At 62.6% G+C, this 20,399-nt stretch carries 21 protein-coding genes and 1 pseudogene; 13 read left to right on the top strand and 9 right to left on the bottom strand.

What is annotated here, in order from left to right:
• Positions 1-56: 56 nt before the first annotated feature.
• The 5 genes from BN1120_RS01890 (at position 57) to BN1120_RS01870 (ending at position 4,301) form a co-directional block, all read left to right on the top strand.
• A complete protein-coding gene (locus BN1120_RS01890) occupies positions 57-1,286 on the top strand; it encodes a D-alanyl-D-alanine carboxypeptidase family protein (protein ID WP_039041110.1) in 1,230 nt (409 codons plus the stop codon).
• Between the two features lie 279 nt (positions 1,287-1,565).
• Positions 1,566-1,829, top strand: coding sequence for a DUF493 family protein YbeD (gene ybeD, locus BN1120_RS01885; protein WP_010673756.1), 264 nt, complete (start codon positions 1,566-1,568; stop codon positions 1,827-1,829).
• A gap of 93 nt (positions 1,830-1,922) precedes the next feature.
• Positions 1,923-2,615 carry a lipoyl(octanoyl) transferase LipB gene (gene lipB / locus BN1120_RS01880; RefSeq protein ID WP_010673755.1) on the top strand — a complete coding sequence of 231 codons (693 nt, stop codon included), beginning with the start codon at positions 1,923-1,925 and terminating at the stop codon, positions 2,613-2,615.
• An 85-nt stretch (positions 2,616-2,700) separates the two neighbouring features.
• Positions 2,701-3,666, top strand: a complete 966-nt coding sequence (gene lipA / locus BN1120_RS01875) for a lipoyl synthase (RefSeq protein WP_039041111.1) — start codon at positions 2,701-2,703, stop codon at positions 3,664-3,666.
• Between the two features lie 146 nt (positions 3,667-3,812).
• Positions 3,813-4,301 carry a GNAT family N-acetyltransferase gene (locus BN1120_RS01870; RefSeq protein ID WP_042014495.1) on the top strand — a complete coding sequence of 163 codons (489 nt, stop codon included), beginning with the start codon at positions 3,813-3,815 and terminating at the stop codon, positions 4,299-4,301.
• A 33-nt stretch (positions 4,302-4,334) separates the two neighbouring features.
• Here the strand turns inward: BN1120_RS01870 and nqrE are convergent, their stop codons facing one another.
• From nqrE to BN1120_RS01840, 6 genes and pseudogenes are all read right to left on the bottom strand, one after another.
• Positions 4,335-4,934, bottom strand: a complete 600-nt coding sequence (nqrE, locus tag BN1120_RS01865) for an NADH:ubiquinone reductase (Na(+)-transporting) subunit E (protein ID WP_010673752.1) — start codon at positions 4,932-4,934, stop codon at positions 4,335-4,337.
• 203 nt (positions 4,935-5,137) lie between these two features.
• Positions 5,138-5,431 carry a hypothetical protein gene (locus BN1120_RS01860; protein WP_010673751.1) on the bottom strand — a complete coding sequence of 98 codons (294 nt, stop codon included), beginning with the start codon at positions 5,429-5,431 and terminating at the stop codon, positions 5,138-5,140.
• Positions 5,432-5,737: 306 nt separating this feature from the next.
• Positions 5,738-6,241: a GNAT family N-acetyltransferase gene (locus BN1120_RS01855; protein ID WP_042014494.1), complete on the bottom strand. Its 504-nt coding sequence runs from the start codon at positions 6,239-6,241 to the stop codon at positions 5,738-5,740.
• 39 nt (positions 6,242-6,280) lie between these two features.
• Positions 6,281-7,463: pseudogene (locus BN1120_RS01850) on the bottom strand (MerR family transcriptional regulator).
• Between the two features lie 150 nt (positions 7,464-7,613).
• Positions 7,614-9,344 carry a single-stranded-DNA-specific exonuclease RecJ gene (recJ, locus tag BN1120_RS01845; protein ID WP_010673748.1) on the bottom strand — a complete coding sequence of 577 codons (1,731 nt, stop codon included), beginning with the start codon at positions 9,342-9,344 and terminating at the stop codon, positions 7,614-7,616.
• Positions 9,310-10,014, bottom strand: coding sequence for a disulfide isomerase DsbC N-terminal domain-containing protein (locus BN1120_RS01840; protein ID WP_042014491.1), 705 nt, complete (start codon positions 10,012-10,014; stop codon positions 9,310-9,312). The genes recJ and BN1120_RS01840 overlap by 35 nt, the downstream gene beginning before the upstream one ends.
• 259 nt (positions 10,015-10,273) lie before the next feature.
• Here BN1120_RS01840 and mscL point away from each other — a divergent pair, with 259 nt between their 5' ends.
• On the top strand, positions 10,274-10,684 hold the full coding sequence (gene mscL / locus BN1120_RS01835; protein ID WP_010673746.1) for a large-conductance mechanosensitive channel protein MscL: 411 nt from the start codon (positions 10,274-10,276) through the stop codon (positions 10,682-10,684).
• A 73-nt stretch (positions 10,685-10,757) separates the two neighbouring features.
• Here the strand turns inward: mscL and xerD are convergent, their stop codons facing one another.
• The gene (gene xerD / locus BN1120_RS01830) at positions 10,758-11,657 is read right to left on the bottom strand and encodes a site-specific tyrosine recombinase XerD (RefSeq protein ID WP_042014490.1); all 900 of its coding nucleotides are present in this window, start codon (positions 11,655-11,657) and stop codon (positions 10,758-10,760) included.
• Between the two features lie 184 nt (positions 11,658-11,841).
• Here xerD and fldB point away from each other — a divergent pair, with 184 nt between their 5' ends.
• From fldB to BN1120_RS01805, 4 genes are all read left to right on the top strand, one after another.
• The gene (gene fldB / locus BN1120_RS01825) at positions 11,842-12,360 is read left to right on the top strand and encodes a flavodoxin FldB (RefSeq protein WP_041212516.1); all 519 of its coding nucleotides are present in this window, start codon (positions 11,842-11,844) and stop codon (positions 12,358-12,360) included.
• Positions 12,361-12,869: 509 nt separating this feature from the next.
• Positions 12,870-14,270 carry a TldD/PmbA family protein gene (locus BN1120_RS01820; protein ID WP_042014487.1) on the top strand — a complete coding sequence of 467 codons (1,401 nt, stop codon included), beginning with the start codon at positions 12,870-12,872 and terminating at the stop codon, positions 14,268-14,270.
• 106 nt (positions 14,271-14,376) lie between these two features.
• Positions 14,377-15,717: a TldD/PmbA family protein gene (locus tag BN1120_RS01810; protein ID WP_042014485.1), complete on the top strand. Its 1,341-nt coding sequence runs from the start codon at positions 14,377-14,379 to the stop codon at positions 15,715-15,717.
• Positions 15,718-15,858: 141 nt separating this feature from the next.
• Entirely contained in the window at positions 15,859-16,236 is a 378-nt protein-coding gene (locus BN1120_RS01805) for a VOC family protein (RefSeq protein ID WP_010673739.1), read from the top strand.
• Positions 16,237-16,307: 71 nt separating this feature from the next.
• Here the strand turns inward: BN1120_RS01805 and BN1120_RS01800 are convergent, their stop codons facing one another.
• A complete protein-coding gene (locus tag BN1120_RS01800; RefSeq protein ID WP_042014484.1) occupies positions 16,308-17,234 on the bottom strand; it encodes a L,D-transpeptidase family protein in 927 nt (308 codons plus the stop codon).
• Between the two features lie 443 nt (positions 17,235-17,677).
• On the opposite strand from BN1120_RS01800, the gene trhP reads away from it, so the two are divergent.
• Positions 17,678-19,042 (top strand): prephenate-dependent tRNA uridine(34) hydroxylase TrhP, encoded by a 1,365-nt coding sequence (trhP, locus tag BN1120_RS01795; protein ID WP_010675357.1) that lies wholly within the window; start codon positions 17,678-17,680, stop codon positions 19,040-19,042.
• A 1-nt stretch (position 19,043) separates the two neighbouring features.
• Positions 19,044-19,292 carry a YfhL family 4Fe-4S dicluster ferredoxin gene (locus BN1120_RS01790; RefSeq protein ID WP_010675358.1) on the top strand — a complete coding sequence of 83 codons (249 nt, stop codon included), beginning with the start codon at positions 19,044-19,046 and terminating at the stop codon, positions 19,290-19,292.
• 199 nt (positions 19,293-19,491) lie between these two features.
• Here the strand turns inward: BN1120_RS01790 and BN1120_RS01785 are convergent, their stop codons facing one another.
• Positions 19,492-19,884 carry a DUF1090 domain-containing protein gene (locus BN1120_RS01785; RefSeq protein WP_042014482.1) on the bottom strand — a complete coding sequence of 131 codons (393 nt, stop codon included), beginning with the start codon at positions 19,882-19,884 and terminating at the stop codon, positions 19,492-19,494.
• A gap of 160 nt (positions 19,885-20,044) precedes the next feature.
• Here BN1120_RS01785 and BN1120_RS01780 point away from each other — a divergent pair, with 160 nt between their 5' ends.
• Complete coding sequence (locus BN1120_RS01780) at positions 20,045-20,398, top strand: DsrE/DsrF/TusD sulfur relay family protein (protein WP_010675361.1); 354 nt, start codon at positions 20,045-20,047, stop codon at positions 20,396-20,398.
• The last annotated feature ends 1 nt before the right edge of the window (position 20,399 follow it).

Here is a 20,399-nt window from a genome sequence, read left to right as displayed (position 1 = left end):
GGGGCCCGCTTTTTTTCAACTTGGGTACATCCCATCCAGGCACCAGGAATTTCAAGATGTCCAAATTTGCCCGCTCCGTTATTCTGGCCTCCCTGTTAAGCGCCACCGCTCAGGCCAACCAGCCTGTTCCGACCCCGGATTCGGCCCTGCCGAGTGCCCAGCCGGTCCCCACTTTGAACAGCGCCCCCATGGTGGTGCCTGCCGCGCCCGAGATCTCCGCCAAGGCCCACATCCTGATCGACTACTTCTCCGGCCAGGTGCTGGCCGAGCAGAACGCCGACGAGCGTCTGCCACCCGCCAGCCTGACCAAGATGATGACCTCCTACATCGTCGGCGACGAGCTGCACAAGGGGAACATCAAGGGCACCGACATGGTGACCATCAGCCAGAACGCCTGGTCCAAGAACTACTCCGACTCCTCCAAGATGTTCATCGAGGTGGGCAAGCAGGTCTCCGTCGATGATCTCAACAAGGGCATCATCATCCAGTCCGGCAACGACGCCTGTGTCGCCATGGCCGAGCACCTGGCGGGTAGCACCGACTCCTTTGCCAGCCTGATGAACGCCTGGGCCGCCAAGCTCGGCATGAAGGACTCCCAGTTCAAGAACCCCCACGGCCTGGATGAAGAGGGCCACTACAGTACCGCCCGCGACATGGCCCGCCTGGGTCAGGCTCTGATCCACGATCAGCCGGAGGAGTACAAGATCTACTCCCAGAAGTCCTTCGTGTTCAACGGCATCACCCAGCACAACCGCAACCGCCTGCTGTGGGACCAATCCCTGCAGGTTGACGGCATCAAGACAGGTCACGTCAGCCAGGTCGGCTACAACCTGGTCTCTTCCGCCACCAACAACGAAGGCATGCGCCTGATCGCCGTGGTCATGGGGGCCAACAGCGAGGCTTCCCGCGCCGCCGAGAGCAAGAAGCTGCTCACCTACGGCTTCCGCTTCTTCCAGAGCCTGACCCCCTACAAGGCGGGCACCGAACTGGTCACCCAGAAGATCTGGATGGGCGACAAGTCTGAAGTGAAGCTGGGGGTCGACAAGGACGTCTCCGTGCTGGTCACCCGTGGCCAGGGCAACAACCTCAAGGCAGACTTCCAGCTGGAAAGCGAGCTGAAGGCGCCCCTGGCCAAGGGCCAGCGCGTCGGCACCGTGTACCTCAAGCAAGGGGACAAGGAGATCAAGCAGGTTCCCCTGGTTGCCCTGGAAGAGGTGCAGGAAGGTGGCCTGATGAGCCGCCTGTGGGATTACCTGGTGATGCTGGTCTCCAGCTGGTTCAAGTAACAGACCCTTCCTCAAGCAGCGGCGCCAACAGGCGCCGCTGCTGTCTTTTGCGGTCTGTCCAGTCAATAACCCTGTAATCTGCAGGTTCCGCCGACTGACGATTTGTGGTAAAAAGCAGCATTTCCACGTCTTGCCGCACCGCCGGGTCTTGATCCCGAGGCGGCTCATGCCCATATAGACTGGGAACTGCCCCCTGGGGGCTGATGAGGGGATCGTTTCGGCGGCCCTCAAAGACGTAAAGATGACGTCGCTTCCCGGCGACCCAGAAAGGTGAAGTAGATGAATACCAAGTTTGATGAACTGCTGGAGTTCCCCTGCAAGTTCCCGTTCAAGGTGCTTGGCGTGGCCGATCCCGCCCTGCCCGACATGGTGGTGGAAGTGCTGCAGCAACATGCTCCCGGCACCTACAGCCCGACCGTTCAACCGAGCTCCAAGGGCAACTATCACTCGGTACGGGTGACGGTCACCGCCCAGAGCAAGGAACACATCGAGGCCATGTATACCGCCCTTGGCAAGATCGAGCTGGTTCGTTACGTCCTGTAAGTTGCCTCTCTCGCCCCGCCACCGGGGCGACTGATTATTTGCCGCCCGGTCGCAGCGGCGACCGTACCGACACCGCGCCGCCAGTGAGGAAAGATGTCACTCGAAACGCCCGCCGAGCCACAACCGTCAGCCGGCCAACTGCTCGTCAGACAGCTGGGCCGTCGCCCCTACCAGCCGGTGTGGGACGCCATGAAGGCGTTCACCGACAATCGCACCCCCGACACCCCGGACGAGTTCTGGGTAGTGGAGCATGACCCCGTCTACACCCAGGGTCAGGCCGGCAAGGCCGAACACCTGCTCGCCCCCGGCAATATCCCGGTGGTGCAGAGTGATCGCGGCGGCCAGGTGACCTATCACGGCCCGGGCCAGCTGGTGCTCTACGTGCTGGTGGATGTGCGCCGCAGCAAGCTCTCTGTACGGGAGCTGGTGACCTGCCTCGAAACCGCCATCATCAACACGCTCGCCAAAAGCAATATCGAGGCCTACGCCAAGGCCGATGCCCCGGGCGTCTACGTGAAGAGCGATCTGGGTATGGAAGCCAAGCTGGCGTCCCTGGGTTTGCGCATTCGCAAGGGGTGCTCGTTCCACGGGTTGGCCCTCAACGTCAACATGGACATGACTCCCTTCCTGCGCATCAATCCGTGCGGCTATGCGGGCATGGCCATGACCCAGACCAGCGCCCTGGGCGGCCCGCAGAGCGTCGCCGAGGCACAGTCCCTGCTGGTGACGGAGCTGGCCCGCCTGATTGGCTACCAAGAGATCACGAATACCGAAGAGGCGGCATGAGCAACCCCATGCCCCGTGGTCACGAGGGAGCCGCAAGGCCCCTGGTGACCGTCAACCAGACAATAACAAACACCGAGAGTGAATCATGAGCAAACCCGTTCGTATGGAGCCGGGCGTCAAGCTGCGCGATGGCGACAAGATGGCCCTGATCCCGGTGAAATTCATGCCGGATCCCAACGAGGAAGTGCTGCGCAAGCCGGAGTGGATGCGGATCAAGCTGCCGCCGTCGAGCCAGAAGATCGAGCACATCAAGAGCACCCTGCGCAAAAACAAGCTGCACTCTGTGTGTGAAGAGGCTTCCTGCCCCAACCTGGCGGAGTGCTTCAACCACGGCACCGCGACCTTCATGATCATGGGCGCCATCTGTACCCGCCGATGCCCCTTCTGCGACGTGGCCCACGGCCGTCCGTTGCCGCTGGATCCGGAGGAACCGAAGAAGCTGGCACTCACCATCAAGGAGATGAACCTCAAGTACGTGGTGATCACCTCGGTGGACCGCGACGATCTGCGGGACGGCGGTGCCCAGCACTTCGCCGACTGCATCCGCGAGATCCGCGAGCACAGCCCCCAGACCCGCATCGAGATCCTGACCCCGGACTTCCGTGGCCGGATGGAGCAGGCGCTGGAGGTGTTCCGCGAGACCCCGCCTGACGTCTTCAACCACAACCTGGAAACCGCCCCGCGCATGTACCGGGTTGCCCGTCCGGGCGCCGACTACAAGTGGTCCCTGGAGCTGCTGCGCCGCATCAAGGAGATGCACCCCCACGTGCCGACCAAGTCCGGTCTGATGATGGGCCTTGGCGAGACCAACGAGGAGATCGTCGAGGTGCTCAAGGACTTGCGCGAGCACGGCGTCAACATGCTGACCCTGGGCCAGTACCTGCAACCGAGCCGCCACCACCTGCCGGTGAAGCGTTATGTGCCGCCCGCAGAGTTCGACGAACTCAAGGATGTGGCCATGGATCTCGGCTTCAGCCACGCCGCCTGCGGTCCCTTCGTGCGTTCCTCCTACCACGCAGACCTGCAAGCCAAGGGGGAAGAGGTCAAATAAGCCTCTTTTCCTGCTGGCAGAAAAAAGAGCGCCTCTGGGCGCTCTTTTTTTTATCGCCGTCACCTCGCAGGCAGCGGTTGTCCCTTTGTGATTGGCGCCGTTCTGGCGTAACGTGGCCACTCCCCTTCTCTGGAGTGCTGTTCCGGATGCCGACTCTCACCGTTCGCCTGATCCCCCTGCGTGACGCAGACTTTCCCGCCTATCGCGACTACTTCATCGAGGATTACGCCCAGGATCTTGCCAGCAACCACGGGATGGCGCTGCCTGACGCCCACCGTCAGGCCGACGCCTCGTTGCAGCAGCTCCTGCCACTGGGTGTCGCCACCCCGGGTCATCACCTGCTCGCCATGGTACCTGAAGCCTCGAACGCACCGGGCGAGCCTCTGGGCTATCTCTGGCACGCCATCGACGGCGCCGCCGGCACCACCTTCATCTACGACTTCTATGTGACACCGCCCCATCGTGGTCGCGGCCTCGGCAAGGCTGCCATGGCCGCCCTGGAGGCACAGCTCACCCCCCTAGGCATCCACCAGATCAAGCTGAGGGTGGCCCATGACAACCCGAGGGCACTGGCGCTCTATCAGGCGCTGGGCTTCACCATCACCGGCTACAACATGGCAAAGCGTCTGGATTGAGCACCTTCATTGGGCCACCACCCAGCCCATGGCTCAGAGCGAGATGCCGGAAAAAGACATGAAGCCGAGGGACATCAGCCCGGCCACGATGAAGGTAATGCCGATCCCCCGCAGCCCCTCGGGCACATCCGAATACTTCATCTTCTGGCGCAACCCCGCAATGGCGACGATGGCCAGCAGCCAGCCCAGCCCTGAGCCCGCCCCGTAGACCACGGATTCGATGAAGTCGTAATCCCGCTGGGCCATGAACATCACCCCGCCGAAGATGGCGCAGTGCACCGTCAGCAGCGGCAGATAGATGCCGAGCGCGTGATGGAGCGCCGGGAAATGTTTGTCGAGCACCATCTCCATCACCTGCACCAGCGCCGCCAGCACCCCGATGTAGACGATGAAATCGAGAAAGCCCAGATCAAACTCCCCGAGGAAGGTACTCTCGGGACGCAGGATATGGCGGTAGATCAGGTTGTTGAGGGGGATGGCGATCACCATGACCACCAGCACCGTCATGCCCAAACCGAAGGCGGTGTTGATGTTTTTCGAGACGGCCAGGAAGGTGCACATGCCAAGGAAGAAGGCCAGCGCCAGGTTTTCCACAAAAATCGACTGGATGAAGAGATTGACGTAATAGTCCATGAATGAGTTCACCACTTGGTTGCAATAAGAGCACGTCCGCGCCCGGCCAACGGCCAGTCGCGAAGATGACGTCACGGATGACGTTTACAGAGAGAGCTGGCGCAGCACCCGGTAATGACCACGGCAGCCGCCAGACTGCCGAGCAGCCCGGTCAGCGGTACTCAATGACGGGGATCAAACGGGCAGGCGCCCGGCTGGTGAACCTAGTCGCCCTGGCAGAAGCGATATTGCAGGTGGTGGCAGCGAAGCCGCCGTGTGTGCAGAGCGCCGAAGTAGTCGGGCCGCTGCCTGAGATAGATGAGAGGCAGGAAAAACAGCAGGCCGCAGAGCAGGCCGAGGATCTCGTGCTGGAACCAGGCCAGCAGCATCTGGTAGAGCTCGGCATGAGCGGCCCCTTCCAGTCGCCGTCCCTGTTCGAAACCGAGCCGCCACTGGGAGGCGGGCGGCAGGCTGACGTTGTCGGCAAGCCCCGGGTTCGCTGGCTCATGGAACAGCATCGGCCGCTCCTGCCCTTGCGTCTCCATTCCCGGCGTTGCAACGACCCCTGCCGCCGCCGCAGCGGCAAGCCAGAGAAGGCAGGCGATGGCAAGCACCATCGGCCATGACGAGGGGCGGCGAGAGGATGACAAGGGGGCTGTCCGTCAAGAAAAATTACAGGTGGAATATATCACAATACCGTCACTTATTGCATTTTCCACCATGAGATATCAGAAAGGTTGATATTAAACACCGCCCCATTCCCTAAAACCGACAAGGTTGCACCACCTTGAGAAAGCGACTTGCGTCTTCCTCAAGGTGAGGGCTCACCCCTGCTGGAAGGCCTGGTGGTAGCGCACTTCACCACTGGGCATGGCAGCGCCGAACGAGCGTGTCATGAAGTACTCGGGCGGCACGCCGGGCAGCGTCAACCCCGACTCGGGCACGAAACCGAAACGGCCGTAGAAGCCGGGATCCCCCAGCACCACGCAGCCGGCCGCCCCCATCCCCTTGAGCTCGGCCAGACCCGCGTCCATCAGCCGTGACCCCAGCCCCCTACCCTGAAGCGCAGGGGAGACGGAAATGGGGCCCAGGCCATACCAGTGCGGGCTACCATCGCTGATGGTGACCGGCGAGAAGCAGAGGTGGCCGACCACCCGCCCCGCCTGCTCCGCCACCAGCGACAGGCTGAGTGCTCCGGCCTGGCGCAGGTCACGCACGATCAGCTGCTCGTTGTGATCGGTATGGGGGGCATTGAGGAACGCGGCCACGGTCAGCGCTTCAATGGCGTCGTGATCGGCGCCTGTTTCGGGCCGAATGATGATGTTCATAGGTTTTCTCCGTTTGTTATCTTGCAATGGATGGCCTGATCAGAATGCCTGCAGGCAGCAGATCACATAGCCGTAGCTGCCCAGGTGTTGGCGGTAGATGGCCACTTCCCGGCTCAAGTCCTGCCAGGCGGGGCTATCCCCCAGCTCGGCACTGTGGCGCGCCAGATTGCGCTTGATGGGATCCAGATAGTTGTGCCAGGCCCTTTGCGGCAACGGGGTGTGCCACAGGCAGCGATAACCCGCCTCCTTCACCGTTTTGAGCAGGCCCGCCAGGGTCTGCATGGCGGGATAATCCCGCTGCCAGAACGCCAGCGCCTCCTCTGGGGGCGTGTCCGTCAGCCACACCAGGTCGCTCAGCACCAGGCAGGCAGCAGGGCCGGCAAGGTGTGCCCGCCAGGCTTTGAGCGCATTGGCCACCCCGATGGTGTAGGCGCTCCCCTCGGCCCAGATGAGATCGGCGGGGGCCAGGTCTGCCGGCAGCGCCGCCATGTTGGCGCACAGGGTAGTGACCTGACTCAGCCCCGCCGCACTGGCCGATCTCGCCACGGCGGCCAGCGCCTCCTCGTCCAGATCGATGGCTACGATGGTGGCGTCCGTCACCTGTGCCAGCGCCAGGGTGGCGGCGCCGCGCCCACAGCCCATGTCGAGGATCCGGCGAGGCTGGCTGGGCAGCGCGGCAAATTGCTGCTGGGTGAAGAGGCTATCGCCCGGCCCCCAATAGCTCATGCCATCCAGCAGCAGCTTGAAATCCCGGATGTAGCGCTCATGTTCATTCATGTCTTTGCTGAGCCACTGCAGGTGGTAACGCGCTTTTTCACTGAATCCCTGCTTCATCACCCAGGCAAAGTAAGCCTGCGGGGCTTGATGCTGCAGTTGCCGCTGCCAGGCCTTGAACTCGTCGCCGGAGTGCGCACGCAAACCGGCGAGATCCGCCAGCAGATCCCGGGCGCGTTGCATCAGCGCCAGCTCTTCATCCAGCTCCCTGACCCGGGTTTCCAGCGTTGCCTGCTCCAGCTCGCCCGCCAGACAGGCGAGGCACTGCTTGAGGCTGAGCCCGCCGGCCTGCAGGGCCTGTACCATCCGCAGCCGCTGCAGATCGTCATCGTCGTAGTGGCGATAGCCGTTGGCGCCCCTTGTGCCCGCAATCACCCCCAGCTTCTCGTAAATAGAGCAGGGTGGAGCGGGCCAGGCCGCAGCGCCGGGCCAGTTCGGATATTTTCATGACAACCACTCGCTGAGGGGTCCGTGACCCGATGAAGGGAAGCTTAAACTGTGAAGCAATAGACGGGTCAACGACAACATCCGGGTTCACACCATAAAAAAACGGCCACCCTGAGGTGGCCGTCATCGACAGCAAGAGAGACTCGCGGGATCAGAGGCCGGCGGCTTCCAGATGCTCCACCAACAACTGCACGCTGCGGTTGCCACGCCACTCGTTGACGTCGAGCCGGTAGACCAGCCGCACCCGCTTCACCGAGGCATCGGGCCAGCGCTGCAAGTCGACGCCAAAGGCGATGGCATCCACCGCGTGGCCGGAATCCGTGGTCAGCATCATCTTGAGGTGCTTCTCCCCCACCAGCCGCTGCTGCACCAGCACGAATTCCCCGTCAAACAGCGGCTCGGGAAAGGCCTGACCCCAGGGGCCGGAGGCACGAATAAGCTCCGCCAGCTCGAGGGTGAGCTCGTCCGGCAGCAGCTCGCCATCGGTGAGCAGCACCCCGGTCAAGAGCTCAGGGGTCACCAGCTCGCCGATGACCGCCTCGAAGGCACGGCCGAAGGCCTCGATATTGGCCTTGGGCAGGGTCAGCCCGGCCGCCATGGCGTGGCCGCCAAACTTGCCCATCAAGCCGGGGTGGCGGGTATCGAGCAGTTCCAGCGCATCGCGCAGGTGCACCCCCGGAATGGAGCGCCCGGAGCCCTTGAGCTCGGTCTCGCTGCTCTCGGCAAAGGCGATAACCGGGCGGTAGTACTTCTCCTTCACCTTGGAGGCAACCAGCCCCACCACCCCCTGATGCCACTCGTTTCGGTGCAGCACGATGCCCGACGGCACCTCACCGTCACGAAAACGGATCTGCTCCAGGGTGGCGAGCGCTTCCTGCTGCATCCCCTGCTCGATCTCCTTGCGCTCCTGGTTGAGGCTGTCCATTTCGGAGGCGAACTGGCGCGCCAGGTTGATGTCGTCACAGAGCAGACAGGCGACCCCGAGGGACATGTCATCGAGCCGGCCCACCGCGTTGAGGCGCGGCCCCAGCGCAAAGCCGAGATCGGCAGCGCACAGGCGACGACCGTCGCGGCCCGACACATCCACCAGCGCCTGGATGCCGGGGCGACAACGGCCGGCCCGGATCCGCTGCAACCCCTGATGAACCAGGATGCGGTTGTTGCCATCGAGCGCCACCACGTCGGCCACGGTGCCGAGGGCCACCAGATCCAGGTAATCCGCCACGTTGGGGGCGCGCAGCCCCTGGCGCTCATACCAGCCGCTCTGGCGCAGATGGGTGTTGAGGGCCGCCATCAGATAGAAGGCGACCCCGACCCCGGCCAGGGACTTGGAGGGGAAGTCGCAGCCATGCTGGTTGGGGTTCACTATCGCGTCGGCGTCAGGCAGCTCCTGACCCGGCAAATGGTGATCGGTAACCAGTACCTGCATGCCTGCCGCCTTGGCCGCCGCCACCCCGGCGATGCTGGAGATCCCGTTGTCCACCGTGATCAGGAACTCGGCGCCGCGGGCCACCGCCAGCTCGACGATCTCCGGGGTGAGGCCATAACCGAACTCGAAGCGGTTGGGCACCAGAAAATCGATGTGGTGCCCCCCCATGGCGCGCAAGGCCAGCACGCACAGGGCCGAGCTGGTGGCGCCGTCGCAGTCGAAGTCACCGACGATGAGAATGCGTTTTTGCGCCGTCAGCGCCTCGGCCAGCAGCGGCACCGCCTGCGCCATGCCGAACAGACGCTGGGGCGGCAGCAGCTGGTTGGCGCTGCGCTCCAGCAGGGCAGGGTCTTCGACCCCGCGGCTGGCGAAGATCTGGCGAAGCAGCGGGTGCAGGGTGGCGGGCAGATGGGAATCATCAACTCGCGGACGACGACGGATTTGCAGGGGCATTGATGTGATCCAGTATCTTGAGCAGTTGTTCGGGGCTCTGGTAACCGCGCACCAGGTCGCCATTAGGCAGGACCCAGCTCGGTGACGCCTTGATCCCGAGCCACTGGCTCAGGCCGATATGATGGGCAAGGATCGCATTACAGCCGCTCTCAGGCAAACGATCGCTGAAGTTGAGTTCGCGCAGCAGCCCGGGATCGCACCAGCTAGCCTGATCCGAGGCGGCGACAGGTGCAGGCAGCAGTTGTACGCTCACGCCCCTCGCCTGCAAGCGGGGCAACTCCTCCAACGCGATGCGGCAAGGACCGCAGGCGAGATCGGTAAACAGGGTGAGGCGGTGGCGTTCAGGGGTGGCCTTGAGCCAGAGCCGGGCCTCCCCTATCTGGGAGAGCGCCAGCCTGCGTTGCTGCTGCTGGCTGAGCCGGGTGAGGTTTCTCATCTCGTGGGCCAGATCCAGCATGGAGCCCTGCAGCACATAGTCTCCCCTGGCATCGCTGTAGAGCAGTCCCTGGGCCGTGCCCAGCAGATAGAGGCCCGGCATGGGGGTCTCGTCCACCAGGTAGACCTGCACACCGAGGCGCTGCTCTATGGTCTGTTTCAACACATGGGGGTCCATCCCCGCGCTGGCCGCAAAAGCGCACAGCAGCATCATTCCCAGCAGTAAATATCGCATCAGCTCATTCACTTGGCATGATTGAAGGGTCTCATAAGGTAACCCAGACAATTCCCTCTCCCAAAGACCTTAATTAGTGATCGATTAATAACGTCCGCAAGAAAAAATCACGGGATGACAGGTTGCCAATCGGGCTTGAGCCCCGCAAGCTAATCAGGACGACGGGAGACATCTTTAGTCATCCCTCTGTTTTGCTGATGTTTTATTATTCAAATCGACGTGCGCTCAAGTGGCATGTCGTCCATTTCTAGGGGGAAAAATGAGTCTGATTCAAGAGTTCAAGGCCTTTGCATCCAGGGGCAATGTGATCGACATGGCGGTCGGTATCATCATAGGTGCCGCCTTTGGCAAGATTGTCTCCTCCTTCGTGGGAGACGTGATCATGCCCCCCATCGGGCTGATCCTGGGGGGCGTGGATTTCAGCGATCTCGCCGTGACCCTGAAGGCCGCCGAAGGGGATGCCCCTGCCGTGGTCATCGCCTACGGCAAGTTCATCCAGACCTGTATCGACTTCCTGATCATCTCCTTCGCCATCTTCATGGGGCTCAAGGCCATCAACACCCTGAAGAAGAAGCAGGAAGAGGAAGCCGCTGCCCCGGCCGGCCCCACCAAGGATCAGGAGCTGCTGACCGAGATCCGCGACTTGCTGAAATCCCAGCAGGGGAAATAACCGTTTCCTCCCTGTCGTGTGCTGAAAAAAAACCGCCTTCGGGCGGTTTTTTGTTGCAAGGCAGGTGAGGCGATCAGGCTCTGGGGTGGTGCTGGCCGTGCAGTGCCTTGAGCCGCTCGTTGGCCACGTGGGTATAAATCTGGGTGGTGGAGAGATCCGCGTGGCCCAGCAGCATCTGCACCACTCGCAGATCGGCGCCGTGATTGAGCAGGTGGGTGGCGAAGGCGTGACGCAGGGTGTGGGGGGAGAGTTCCCCCCTGATGCCGGCTCTCAGGGCATAGAGCTTGATGCGGTGCCAAAAGGTCTGGCGGGTCATCATCCGGGCCCGCTTGGAGGGGAACACCACGTCCGAGCTGGTGCCACCCAGCAGCAGGGTGCGCCCCTCCCGGTAGTAGCGCTCCAGCCAGTGCACCGCCTCCTCCCCCATGGGCACCAGGCGCTCCTTGTTGCCCTTGCCCACCACCCGCACCAGCCCCTGGCGCAGGCTGACGTGTTCGGCGGTCAGCCCCACCAGCTCGGACACCCGCAGCCCGGTGGCGTAGAGCAGCTCGAGCATTGCCTTGTCCCGCAGCTCCAGCGGATCGTCCACCAGGGGCGCTTGCAGCAGCGCCTCCACCTCGGCTTCGCTCAGATCCGATGGCAGCTTTTTGGGGAGCTTTGGCCCCTCCAGCAGCACGGTGGGATCGTCGCTGCGCAGCTTCTCTCGATTGAGATACTGGTAGAAGCGGCGCAGGGCCGAGAGGAAACGGGCCGTGCTGCTGGCCGCGAACTGATGGTCCACCCGCCAGGCGAGGTAGTGCTGGATGTCGTCCAGCCCCGCCAGCAGCAGGGAACCGCCTTGCTCATCGAGCCAGAGGGCAAATTTTTCCAGGTCGGTGCGATAGGAGCTGACCGTGTTGTCGGAGAGCCCCCGCTCAAGCCAGAGGGCGTCGAGAAACGGCTCGATCAGGGGATGGGATTCTGCTTTGCTCATGGTGCGCCGCGCTCAGGGAAACAGGTCGCCATTGTAACGTGCCGACCCACCCGGGCCGCAAGGCAAGGCTGCACATCCCCTCAGGCGGTGAAGAGCCCGGCGCAATCTGCTAGACTGGCGCCCTCCCCCCCGGGCGCCGCTGTGCCGGTCACGCCCCTTGCCGACTGCGATCAAGAGAAGAGCGATGAAGATAGGTTTGTTTTATGGCTCCACCACCTGCTACACCGAGATGGCCGCCGAGAAGATCCGCGCCCTCATCGGCCCCGAGCTGGTCGATCTCCACAACATCAAGGATGTGCCCCTCGCCCGCATGCAGGAGTACGACATCCTGATCCTGGGCATCTCCACCTGGGACTTCGGCGAGCTGCAGGAGGACTGGGAATCCCGCTGGGAAGACATCGCCGACCTGCATCTGGAGGGACGCATCATCGCCCTGTTTGGCATGGGCGATCAGCTGGGCTATGGGGAGTGGTATCAGGATGCCCTCGGCCTGCTGCACGATCAGCTGGTCCCCAAGGGGGTCAAGCTGGTGGGCTACTGGCCCAACGAGGGGTACGAGTTTGACGCCTCCAAGGCGCTCATCGACGATGGCCGTCACTTCGTCGGGCTGGCCCTTGATGACGCCAATCAGTACGACCAGACCGAATCCCGCATCGAGCAGTGGGTCGACCAGATCCTGAGCGAGATCCACGAACTGCTCTGATCCTGGCCGCCTGGATGTTCGACGACGCCAGCCAATGGACGACCAGACCGACCCGTATCGAGCAGTGGGTCGACCAGATTCTGAGCGAGATCCACGAACTGCTCTGACCCTGGCCGTCTGGATGTTCGACGACGCCAGCCATTGGACGGCCAGATCGACCCCGTATCGAGCAGTGGGTCGACCAGATCCTGAGCGAGATCCACGAACTGCTCTGACCCTGATCGCCTGGATGTTCGACGACGCCGGCCAATGGACGACCAGACCGACCCCGTATAGAGCAGTGGGTCAACCTCATATAAAACGAGCGCCATGAGCGGCGCCAACCTCCCCTGTCGGTAGCCTGCGCTCGGGCTGCCGGGCGCATAAATCGCACCGATTTTCTCGTTCGGTATCATCGGCTGACGCTATAGCGACTTTTTGCTTCTGGTCTGCAACAATGAGGTCGACACCCCATAACAACACAACGCCGGGTGTCGGAAGCAAACGGACAGACCAGAAAAGGATATTCTATGACTTCATTCTCCCTGTTGGCCCCCGCCATCGCCCGCGACGTGCTCGATCACGCGCTGGCGCTGGGTGCCGATTTCGCCGAGCTGTTTGTGGAGCGCAAGCGCCGCAGCCAGCTCAGCCTGCTCTCCAGCCAGATAGAGAACATCAGCGGTGGTCTCGACTTCGGTATCGGCGTTCGCCTGTGCTACGGCCACAAGGTGCTCTACGGCTACACCAATCTGGCCGATCGCAACGAGCTCTTGCGCATCGTTACCCTGCTGGCGGCCAAGGACAGGCGTGACCCCGTGGTCACCGCCACCGCCTTTGACTTCACCCGCCTGACCGACCGCAACCCCATCGCTCTGCCGCTGTCGGCCGACAAGCTGCTGGAGCAGAAGATCACCTACCTGCATGCCATGGACGCTGCGGCCCGCGCCGAGAGCGACAAGGTGAGCCAGTTCTCGGGCAACGTGCTCGGCTGGGAGCAGGAGGTGGAGATCTTCAACAGCGAAGGGGTGCAGGTGAGCGATCGCCGCCACTACAACCGCATCATGGCCCAGACCATCGCCCTGGACGGGGGCGAGCAGAGCGTAGGTTATGAAGCCCCCGGTGCCATGAAGGGATGGGAGCATGCCGAGAGCATCGATCCCCGCGAGCTGGCTCTCACCGCCACCCGCCAGGCACTGGTGAAGCTGGGAGCCGCCCCCTGCCCGAGCGGCAAGCTGCCGGTCATCATGGAGAGCGGCTTTGGCGGCGTCATCTTCCACGAGGCGTGCGGTCACCTGCTGGAGACCACCTCGGTGGCCAAGAAGGCATCCGTGTTCCACGACAAGATGGGCCAGCTCATCGCCAACCCCGCGGTCAGCGCGGTGGACGAGGGCTTGCAGGGCAACGCCTGGGGCTCCATCAACGTCGATGACGAGGGGATGGCGACCCAGCACACCCAGCTCATCAAGGATGGCGTGCTGACCGGCTTCCTGGTGGACAGAATGGGGGCCCTTCGCACCGGCTACGCCCGCACCGGTTCCGGGCGCCGGGAATCCTACAAGTTCGCCCCCGCCTCCCGCATGCGCAACACCTATATCGAACCGGGCAACTACAGCCTCGACGACATGCTGGCAACCGTGGAGCACGGTATCTATGCCAAGCGGATGGGGGGTGGCTCTGTGCAGCCCGGTACCGGCGAGTTCAACTTCAACGTGCAGGAGGCCTACCTCATCGAGGGGGGCAGGATCACCCGGCCCCTCAAGTCGGCCACCCTGATCGGCACCGGCCCGCAGGTATTGAAGGAGATCTCCATGGTGGGGCGCGATCTGGCCCTCTCCGCCGGCATGTGCGGCTCGGTCTCCGGATCCATTCCCGCCTCGGTCGGCCAACCGCCGCTCAAGGTTGACAGCATTCTGGTCGGAGGGAACGCCTGATGAACATCCATGACACTCTGTGCGGTTCCATCTCCCGCCTCATTCGCGTTTCAGTCGGCCCGTCGCCGCTCAAGGTTGACAATATCCTGGTTGGGGGGAACGCCTGATGAGCCAACTCGACATGAACCAACTGCTTGCCCGTCTATTGGACCAGGTCGCCGATCTGGGTGCCGAGGCAGACGTCATCGCCAATCAGGAGAAGGCCTTCTCCCTCAAGGCCGACAAGGGCGAGCTCAGTGAATACAAGGTCACCAGCAGCCAGCAGATCGGCATTCGCCTCATCAAGGAAGGCCGGGTCGGCATCGCCTATTCCGAGTCCCTCGACGCGTCGGCCCTGGACGCCATGGTGCAGGATGCGCTCGATGCGAGCCGCTTCGCCAAGGTGGACCCGGATCAGCGCATCACAGTGCAGCAGAGCAGGCTCATCACCGACTGCGCCGAGATACATCAGGCCGACACCACGGCGGTGGAAGAGAAGATCGCCCTGACCCTGCGCCTCGAGTCCGACATGCTGGCCCTGCCGGACGTGACCGGCGCCCCCTACAACGGCTTCTTCGAGGGGGAGAGCCGCCTCTGGCTTGCCAACAGCCAGGGCAGCATCTGTGAACATCAGGAATTCAGCGTCGGCTGCCACAGCTCCGCTCTCATCGAGCGGGAGGGCCGCCAGTCCATGCACTACCAGGGACAGTACGCACGGCGCTTCGACGAGTTGGAGAGCCAGCCTCTCATCCGCCAGATCCACGCCGTGGCCGATGGCCTGCTGATGGGTGAGGCGGTGCCGAGCGGTCGCTACAGCGGCATCTTCAGCACCCACTGCTTTGCCAGCCTGTTTGGCTGCTTCCAGTCCGCCCTGTCTGGCAAGTGGGCCCAGCAGGGGATCAACCCCTGGCGCGACAAGCTGGGCCAAAGCGTGGCGTCTCGCTGGCTCACCCTGGAGAGCCGTGCCTATATGCCGGGGGGCATGAAGATCAAGGCGTTTGACGGCGAAGGGGCCGCCACTTCGGATCTCCTGCTCATCGGCGAGGGGGAGCTCAAGACCCTGCTGCACAACAGCGCCACCGCCCGCCACTTCGGCGTGACGAGCAACGGTGCAGCCGCCCGCAGTGCCCGCAGTGCCCTGGACGTGGCCCCTCGTCACCTGGTGTTCGGGCTCGGCCCCCACGGCGAGGCCGAGGTACAAAGCGGTGAGTACCTGGAGCTGGTCAAGCTGGACGGCCTGCACTCCGGGGCCGATGCGGTGAGCGGCGACTTCTCGTTCGGCGCCTCCGGCTTCCTCTGCCGAAATGGCGAGCGCGTGGCACCGGTACGCGGCATCACGGTGGCGGGCAACTTCTATCGTCTGCTCGGGGAGCTGGAAGCGGTCGGCAACCAGCTGCACCACGACGATGGCAAGGACTTCTATGCCCCGCTGATCCGCTTTGGCGGGCTCAGCATTGCCGGCAAATAAGAGGGGGAGCCTTACTCGGCTCTTCCCCCTTCAAGCGGCGCCATCAGGCGCCGCTTTTTTATCCATGGCGCCCCCCGACCGCCACTTCTAACCTCAAAGAGCCACCGACCGCGTTGGCCGGAAACTCTGGAGAATACGACGATGGACAACACCCTGGTCTGGGCCGACATTCCGACACGGGATCTGGATCGTGCCATGGACTTCTACTCGGCCCTGCTCGATGTGCAGGTCACCCCCATCCAGGAAGAGACCATGCGCTTTGCCATGCTGCGCCACGACGGCAGCAACGCGGCGGCCTGTCTCGGCCCCATGGACAAATATCACCAGCCCGGCGGTGCCGGTCCCCTCATCTATCTCTCCCTCGGTGACAGGCTGCAGGAAGCGGAACTGCTGGTCCCACGGCTCGGCGGGCGGGTGCTGGAGCCTCTGCACAGCATCGGCAGCGGTCATGGCTCCCGGGTCATCATCGAAGATACCGAAGGCAACTGGCTGGCTCTCTATGCCCCACCAGCCAGCTGACGTCCGGATATGCAGAAACAACAACGGCGACCTGATGGTCGCCGTTGTTGTTTAACTGCACTTGCCGGCCATTACGCTTCTGGATTGAGGCGGGTCGGGATGCCGGTACGCTGTTCCAGCACCTGCTTGACCACGTTGGAATCGCTGTCAGCGTGGGCGATGAAGCGGGTGGTAGCCGGGGTCATGGGCAGCGGCACGGAGGCGGTGGAGTTGAACTCTTCCTCGGTGCGCGACAGCGGCTCGTGCACTTCCATGTAGCGACCGCCATCCGGCTCGACCGTGGTCTTGACCGGCTGGTTGACGAACTGGACGCGGGTGCCGACCGGCACGTGATCGAACAGGTACTTGATGTCGTCGGCGCGCAGGCGCACGCAGCCGCTGCTCACCCGCAGACCGATGCCGAAGGTGGCGTTGGTGCCGTGGATGGCGTACAGGTTGCCGATGTAGAGCGCGTGCAGGCCCATGGGGTTGTCCGGGCCGGCCGGCCAGACCGCGGGCAGGGTCTTGCCCTGGGCGGCGTAGCGGCGACGGATATTCTCGGTCGGGGTCCAGGTCGGGTTGGCACGCTTGCGCTCAACCTTGGTGATCCAGTTCTCCGGGGTGTTGACCCCGAGCTGGCCGATGCCGATGGGCAGCACATGCACCACGTTCTTGCCCTTCGGGTAGTAATAGAGACGCATCTCCGCCACGTTGATGACGATCCCTTCGCGGGGAGCGTTGGGCAGGATCAGCTGATGGGGAATGATCAGCGTGCTGCCCGCCTTGGGCAGGTAGGGGTCGACGCCCGGGTTGGCTTCCATGATGTTGGTCAGACCCAGCTGGAAGTCGGAGGCGATCTGCTCCAGCGGACGGTTGTCTGCGGGCACCACGTATTCCTGGTTCTCACCGATCAGGCGGCTGTTGGCCGCAGGCAGCTGGTATTCAACGGCGGCGGCCTGCTGGCTGACCAGCGTCAGCGTACATAAAAGAGCCGAAGCGGCAATGCGAAGGGGATTCATAAAATTCCTGTATGGTTTCCTGTTCCTGTGGGCCTTTGCCCTGCTCATCATCGGTCTCTTGTGGGCCCGTCACCGGGGACCAACAACCGAGCGCGCATTCTTTCCCGAGCAGGGCAAAATTTCAACTTGGAGATGGTTTTTTTCGCCGAAAAGATCCATTTCATCGCCAACTCAGGGGCATCTTTCACCCCTTGCACTCTAGCAACCCCAGTCTGAGCGTAAAATGAACATGGCGCAGGCATGTCAAGGCCGTCCCAAATTGCATGACGAGGCGGTCACGAGTACAATCTCGCACCCCGTATATCCGGAGTATCGAGTCACCTCCTGCTCCGATGTACCCCCATCGGATAACCGTGCGTCGAAGACGGTCGCGCCACCGATGAACCCACACGACGCCATCAGGTGGCGCCGTCCTGATTTGCAATCAGATAAAAGAGTCCAACATGTTCAGACCAGAATTGCTCTCCCCTGCCGGGACCCTCAAGAACATGCGCTACGCCTATGCCTATGGCGCAGACGCCGTCTATGCGGGCCAGCCGCGCTACAGCCTGCGGGTACGCAACAACGAATTCGATCACGAGAATCTGCAGCTCGGCATCAACGAGGCCCATGCCCTCGGCAAGCAGTTCTATGTGGTGGCCAACATCCAGCCCCACAACTCCAAGCTCAAGACCTTCATCCGCGACATGCGCCCCGTGGTGGATATGAAGCCGGATGCACTCATCATGTCCGACCCCGGCCTCATCATGATGATGCGCGAAGCCTTCCCCGACATGCCTATCCACCTCTCGGTGCAGGCCAACGCGGTCAACTGGGCCACGGTGAAGTTCTGGCATCAGATGGGCCTGACCCGTGCCATCCTCTCCCGCGAGCTGTCTCTCGACGAGATCGAGGAGATCCGCATGCAGGTGCCGGAGATGGAGCTGGAAGTCTTCGTCCACGGGGCGCTGTGCATGGCCTACTCCGGCCGCTGCCTGCTCTCCGGCTACATCAACAAGCGTGACCCCAATCAGGGCACCTGCACCAACTCCTGCCGCTGGGAGTACAAGGTGCACGAGGGCAAGGAAGATGACGTGGGCCAGATCGTCCACCGCCAGGAGCCCATCGCCGTGCAAAAGGTGGATCCGACTCTGGGCGCAGGCAAGCCAACCGATGCCCTGGTGCTGCTGGAAGAGTCCAACCGCCCGGGCGAGTTCATGACCGCGTTTGAAGACGAGCACGGCACCTACATCATGAACTCCAAGGATCTGCGCGCTGTCGAGCACGTCGAGCGCCTGACCAAAATGGGCGTTCATTCCCTGAAAATCGAAGGCCGTACCAAGTCCTTCTACTATTGCGCCCGTACCGCCCAGGTCTATCGCAAGGCCATCGACGATGCGGTGGCTGGCCGTCCGTTCGATCCGACCCTGATGGGCACCCTCGAGAACCTGGCCCACCGCGGCTACACCGAGGGCTTCCTGCGCCGTCACAACCACAGCGAATACCAGAACTACGACTACGGTTACTCCGTCTCCGACACCCAGCAGTTCGTCGGCGAGATCACCGGTCGCAACGGTGACATGGTCGAAGTCGAGGTGAAGAACAAGTTCCTGCTGGGCAACAGCCTGGAGCTGATGACCCCCCAGGGCAACCTCAGCTTCAACCTGGAGCAGATGCAGAACCGCAAGGGCGAGCTCATCGACACCGCACCGGGCAACGGCCACGTGGTCTACGTGCCGGTACCCAAGGAGATCGACGTGAATTACGGTATCCTGCTGCGCAACCTCGGCGAGCGCGAGGATACCCGTCAACCTCACTCGGCGGCCTGAGATGGCACTGCTCATCACCGACAAGTGCATCAACTGTGACATGTGCGATCCGGAGTGTCCGAACCAGGCCATCACCCTGGGGAGCAAGATCTACGAGATAGACCCGGATCGCTGCACCGAATGCGTCGGCCACTATGAGAAGCCCACCTGCATCAGCGTCTGCCCTATCGACTGCATCATCTGGGATCCCGCCCACGTGGAGACCGAAGATCAGCTGATGGAAAAGTTCGTGCGGATGCACAGGCAGTAGCTGTAGCACCTGCATCAGCATCTGCGCCCCATGGACGGCATCCTCCGGGATCCCATCCATCGGGTGGGAAACCGAAGATCAGCTGATGGAGAAATTCGTGCGGATGCACAGGCAGTCAGCGTCTGACACTCGCGGGTGCATTATCCAGAAATAGAAAAAGCCGGGCATGCCCGGCTTTTTCTATTGCGCTGCCCTTCCCTCAGGGTTTGACCAGTTTTTGCAGCGCCTCGAGTTCGCGCTGGGCTTCCAGCAACTCGGCCTGGGACTCCTCCAGCTTGGACTGCTTCTTGGCAATCTTGTCCGGCTTGCACGATACCCGTGCGCTCTGCAACTCGGCCAGCCGCTCTTCCACTTCTTCCCTCTGCTTGACCACCTTGCGTTGCTGCTCCTCAAGGAGCCCGGCATCGGTACAATGGGCCTCCAGGTTGCGCAGTGCCCGCTCAAGGCCGGCTACCTGCTCCTGGTTGTTGTGCGCCCTGGCGAACGCAAGCTGATCCGTCACGGCCTGCTGTCTGGCCTTGCAGCCGATGTTTTCACTACCATAGGCTTGTCCGGCCAACAACAATAAGCCTATTCCGGCGATCTTCCACATAACAACCTCTTTGTTCTGTCATACTGGATGGCCGTCCATGAGACCTGACTCCCTGTGTGAGGTCAAGACACACGGGGCCGGGCTACGACAGAGTGTGCTCTGCATCATGCCGGGCCGCTTTCGCCGAGGCTACAATGGCCCTTTCAATCAGGAGAGCCACATGACCCAACACATTCTCATCATTGCCAACGGCGCCCCCTATGGCAGCGAGTCCCTGTTCAATGCCCTGCGCCTCGGCATCGCCCTCAAAGAGGAGGGAAAGGTAGACCTCAACCTCTTCCTGATGTCGGATGCCGTCACTGCTGCTCTGGCCGGGCAGGCTCCGGCCGAGGGCTACAACCTGCGCCAGATGCTGGAGATACTGCTGGCTCAGGGCACCCGGATCCGGCTTTGCAAGAGTTGCACCGATGCGCGCGGCATCACCCCGCTACCCCTTGTCGAGGGCATAGAGATAGGCACCCTCCCCTTGCTGGCCCAATGGACTCTGGCCGCCGACAAGGTGCTGACCTTCTAGC

The organism is Aeromonas caviae, from assembly GCF_000819785.1.
Lineage (GTDB): Bacteria > Pseudomonadota > Gammaproteobacteria > Enterobacterales > Aeromonadaceae > Aeromonas > Aeromonas caviae.
The sequence above is the reverse complement of the archived record's forward strand: the minus strand, read 5'-3'. Positions and strand labels throughout refer to the sequence as shown.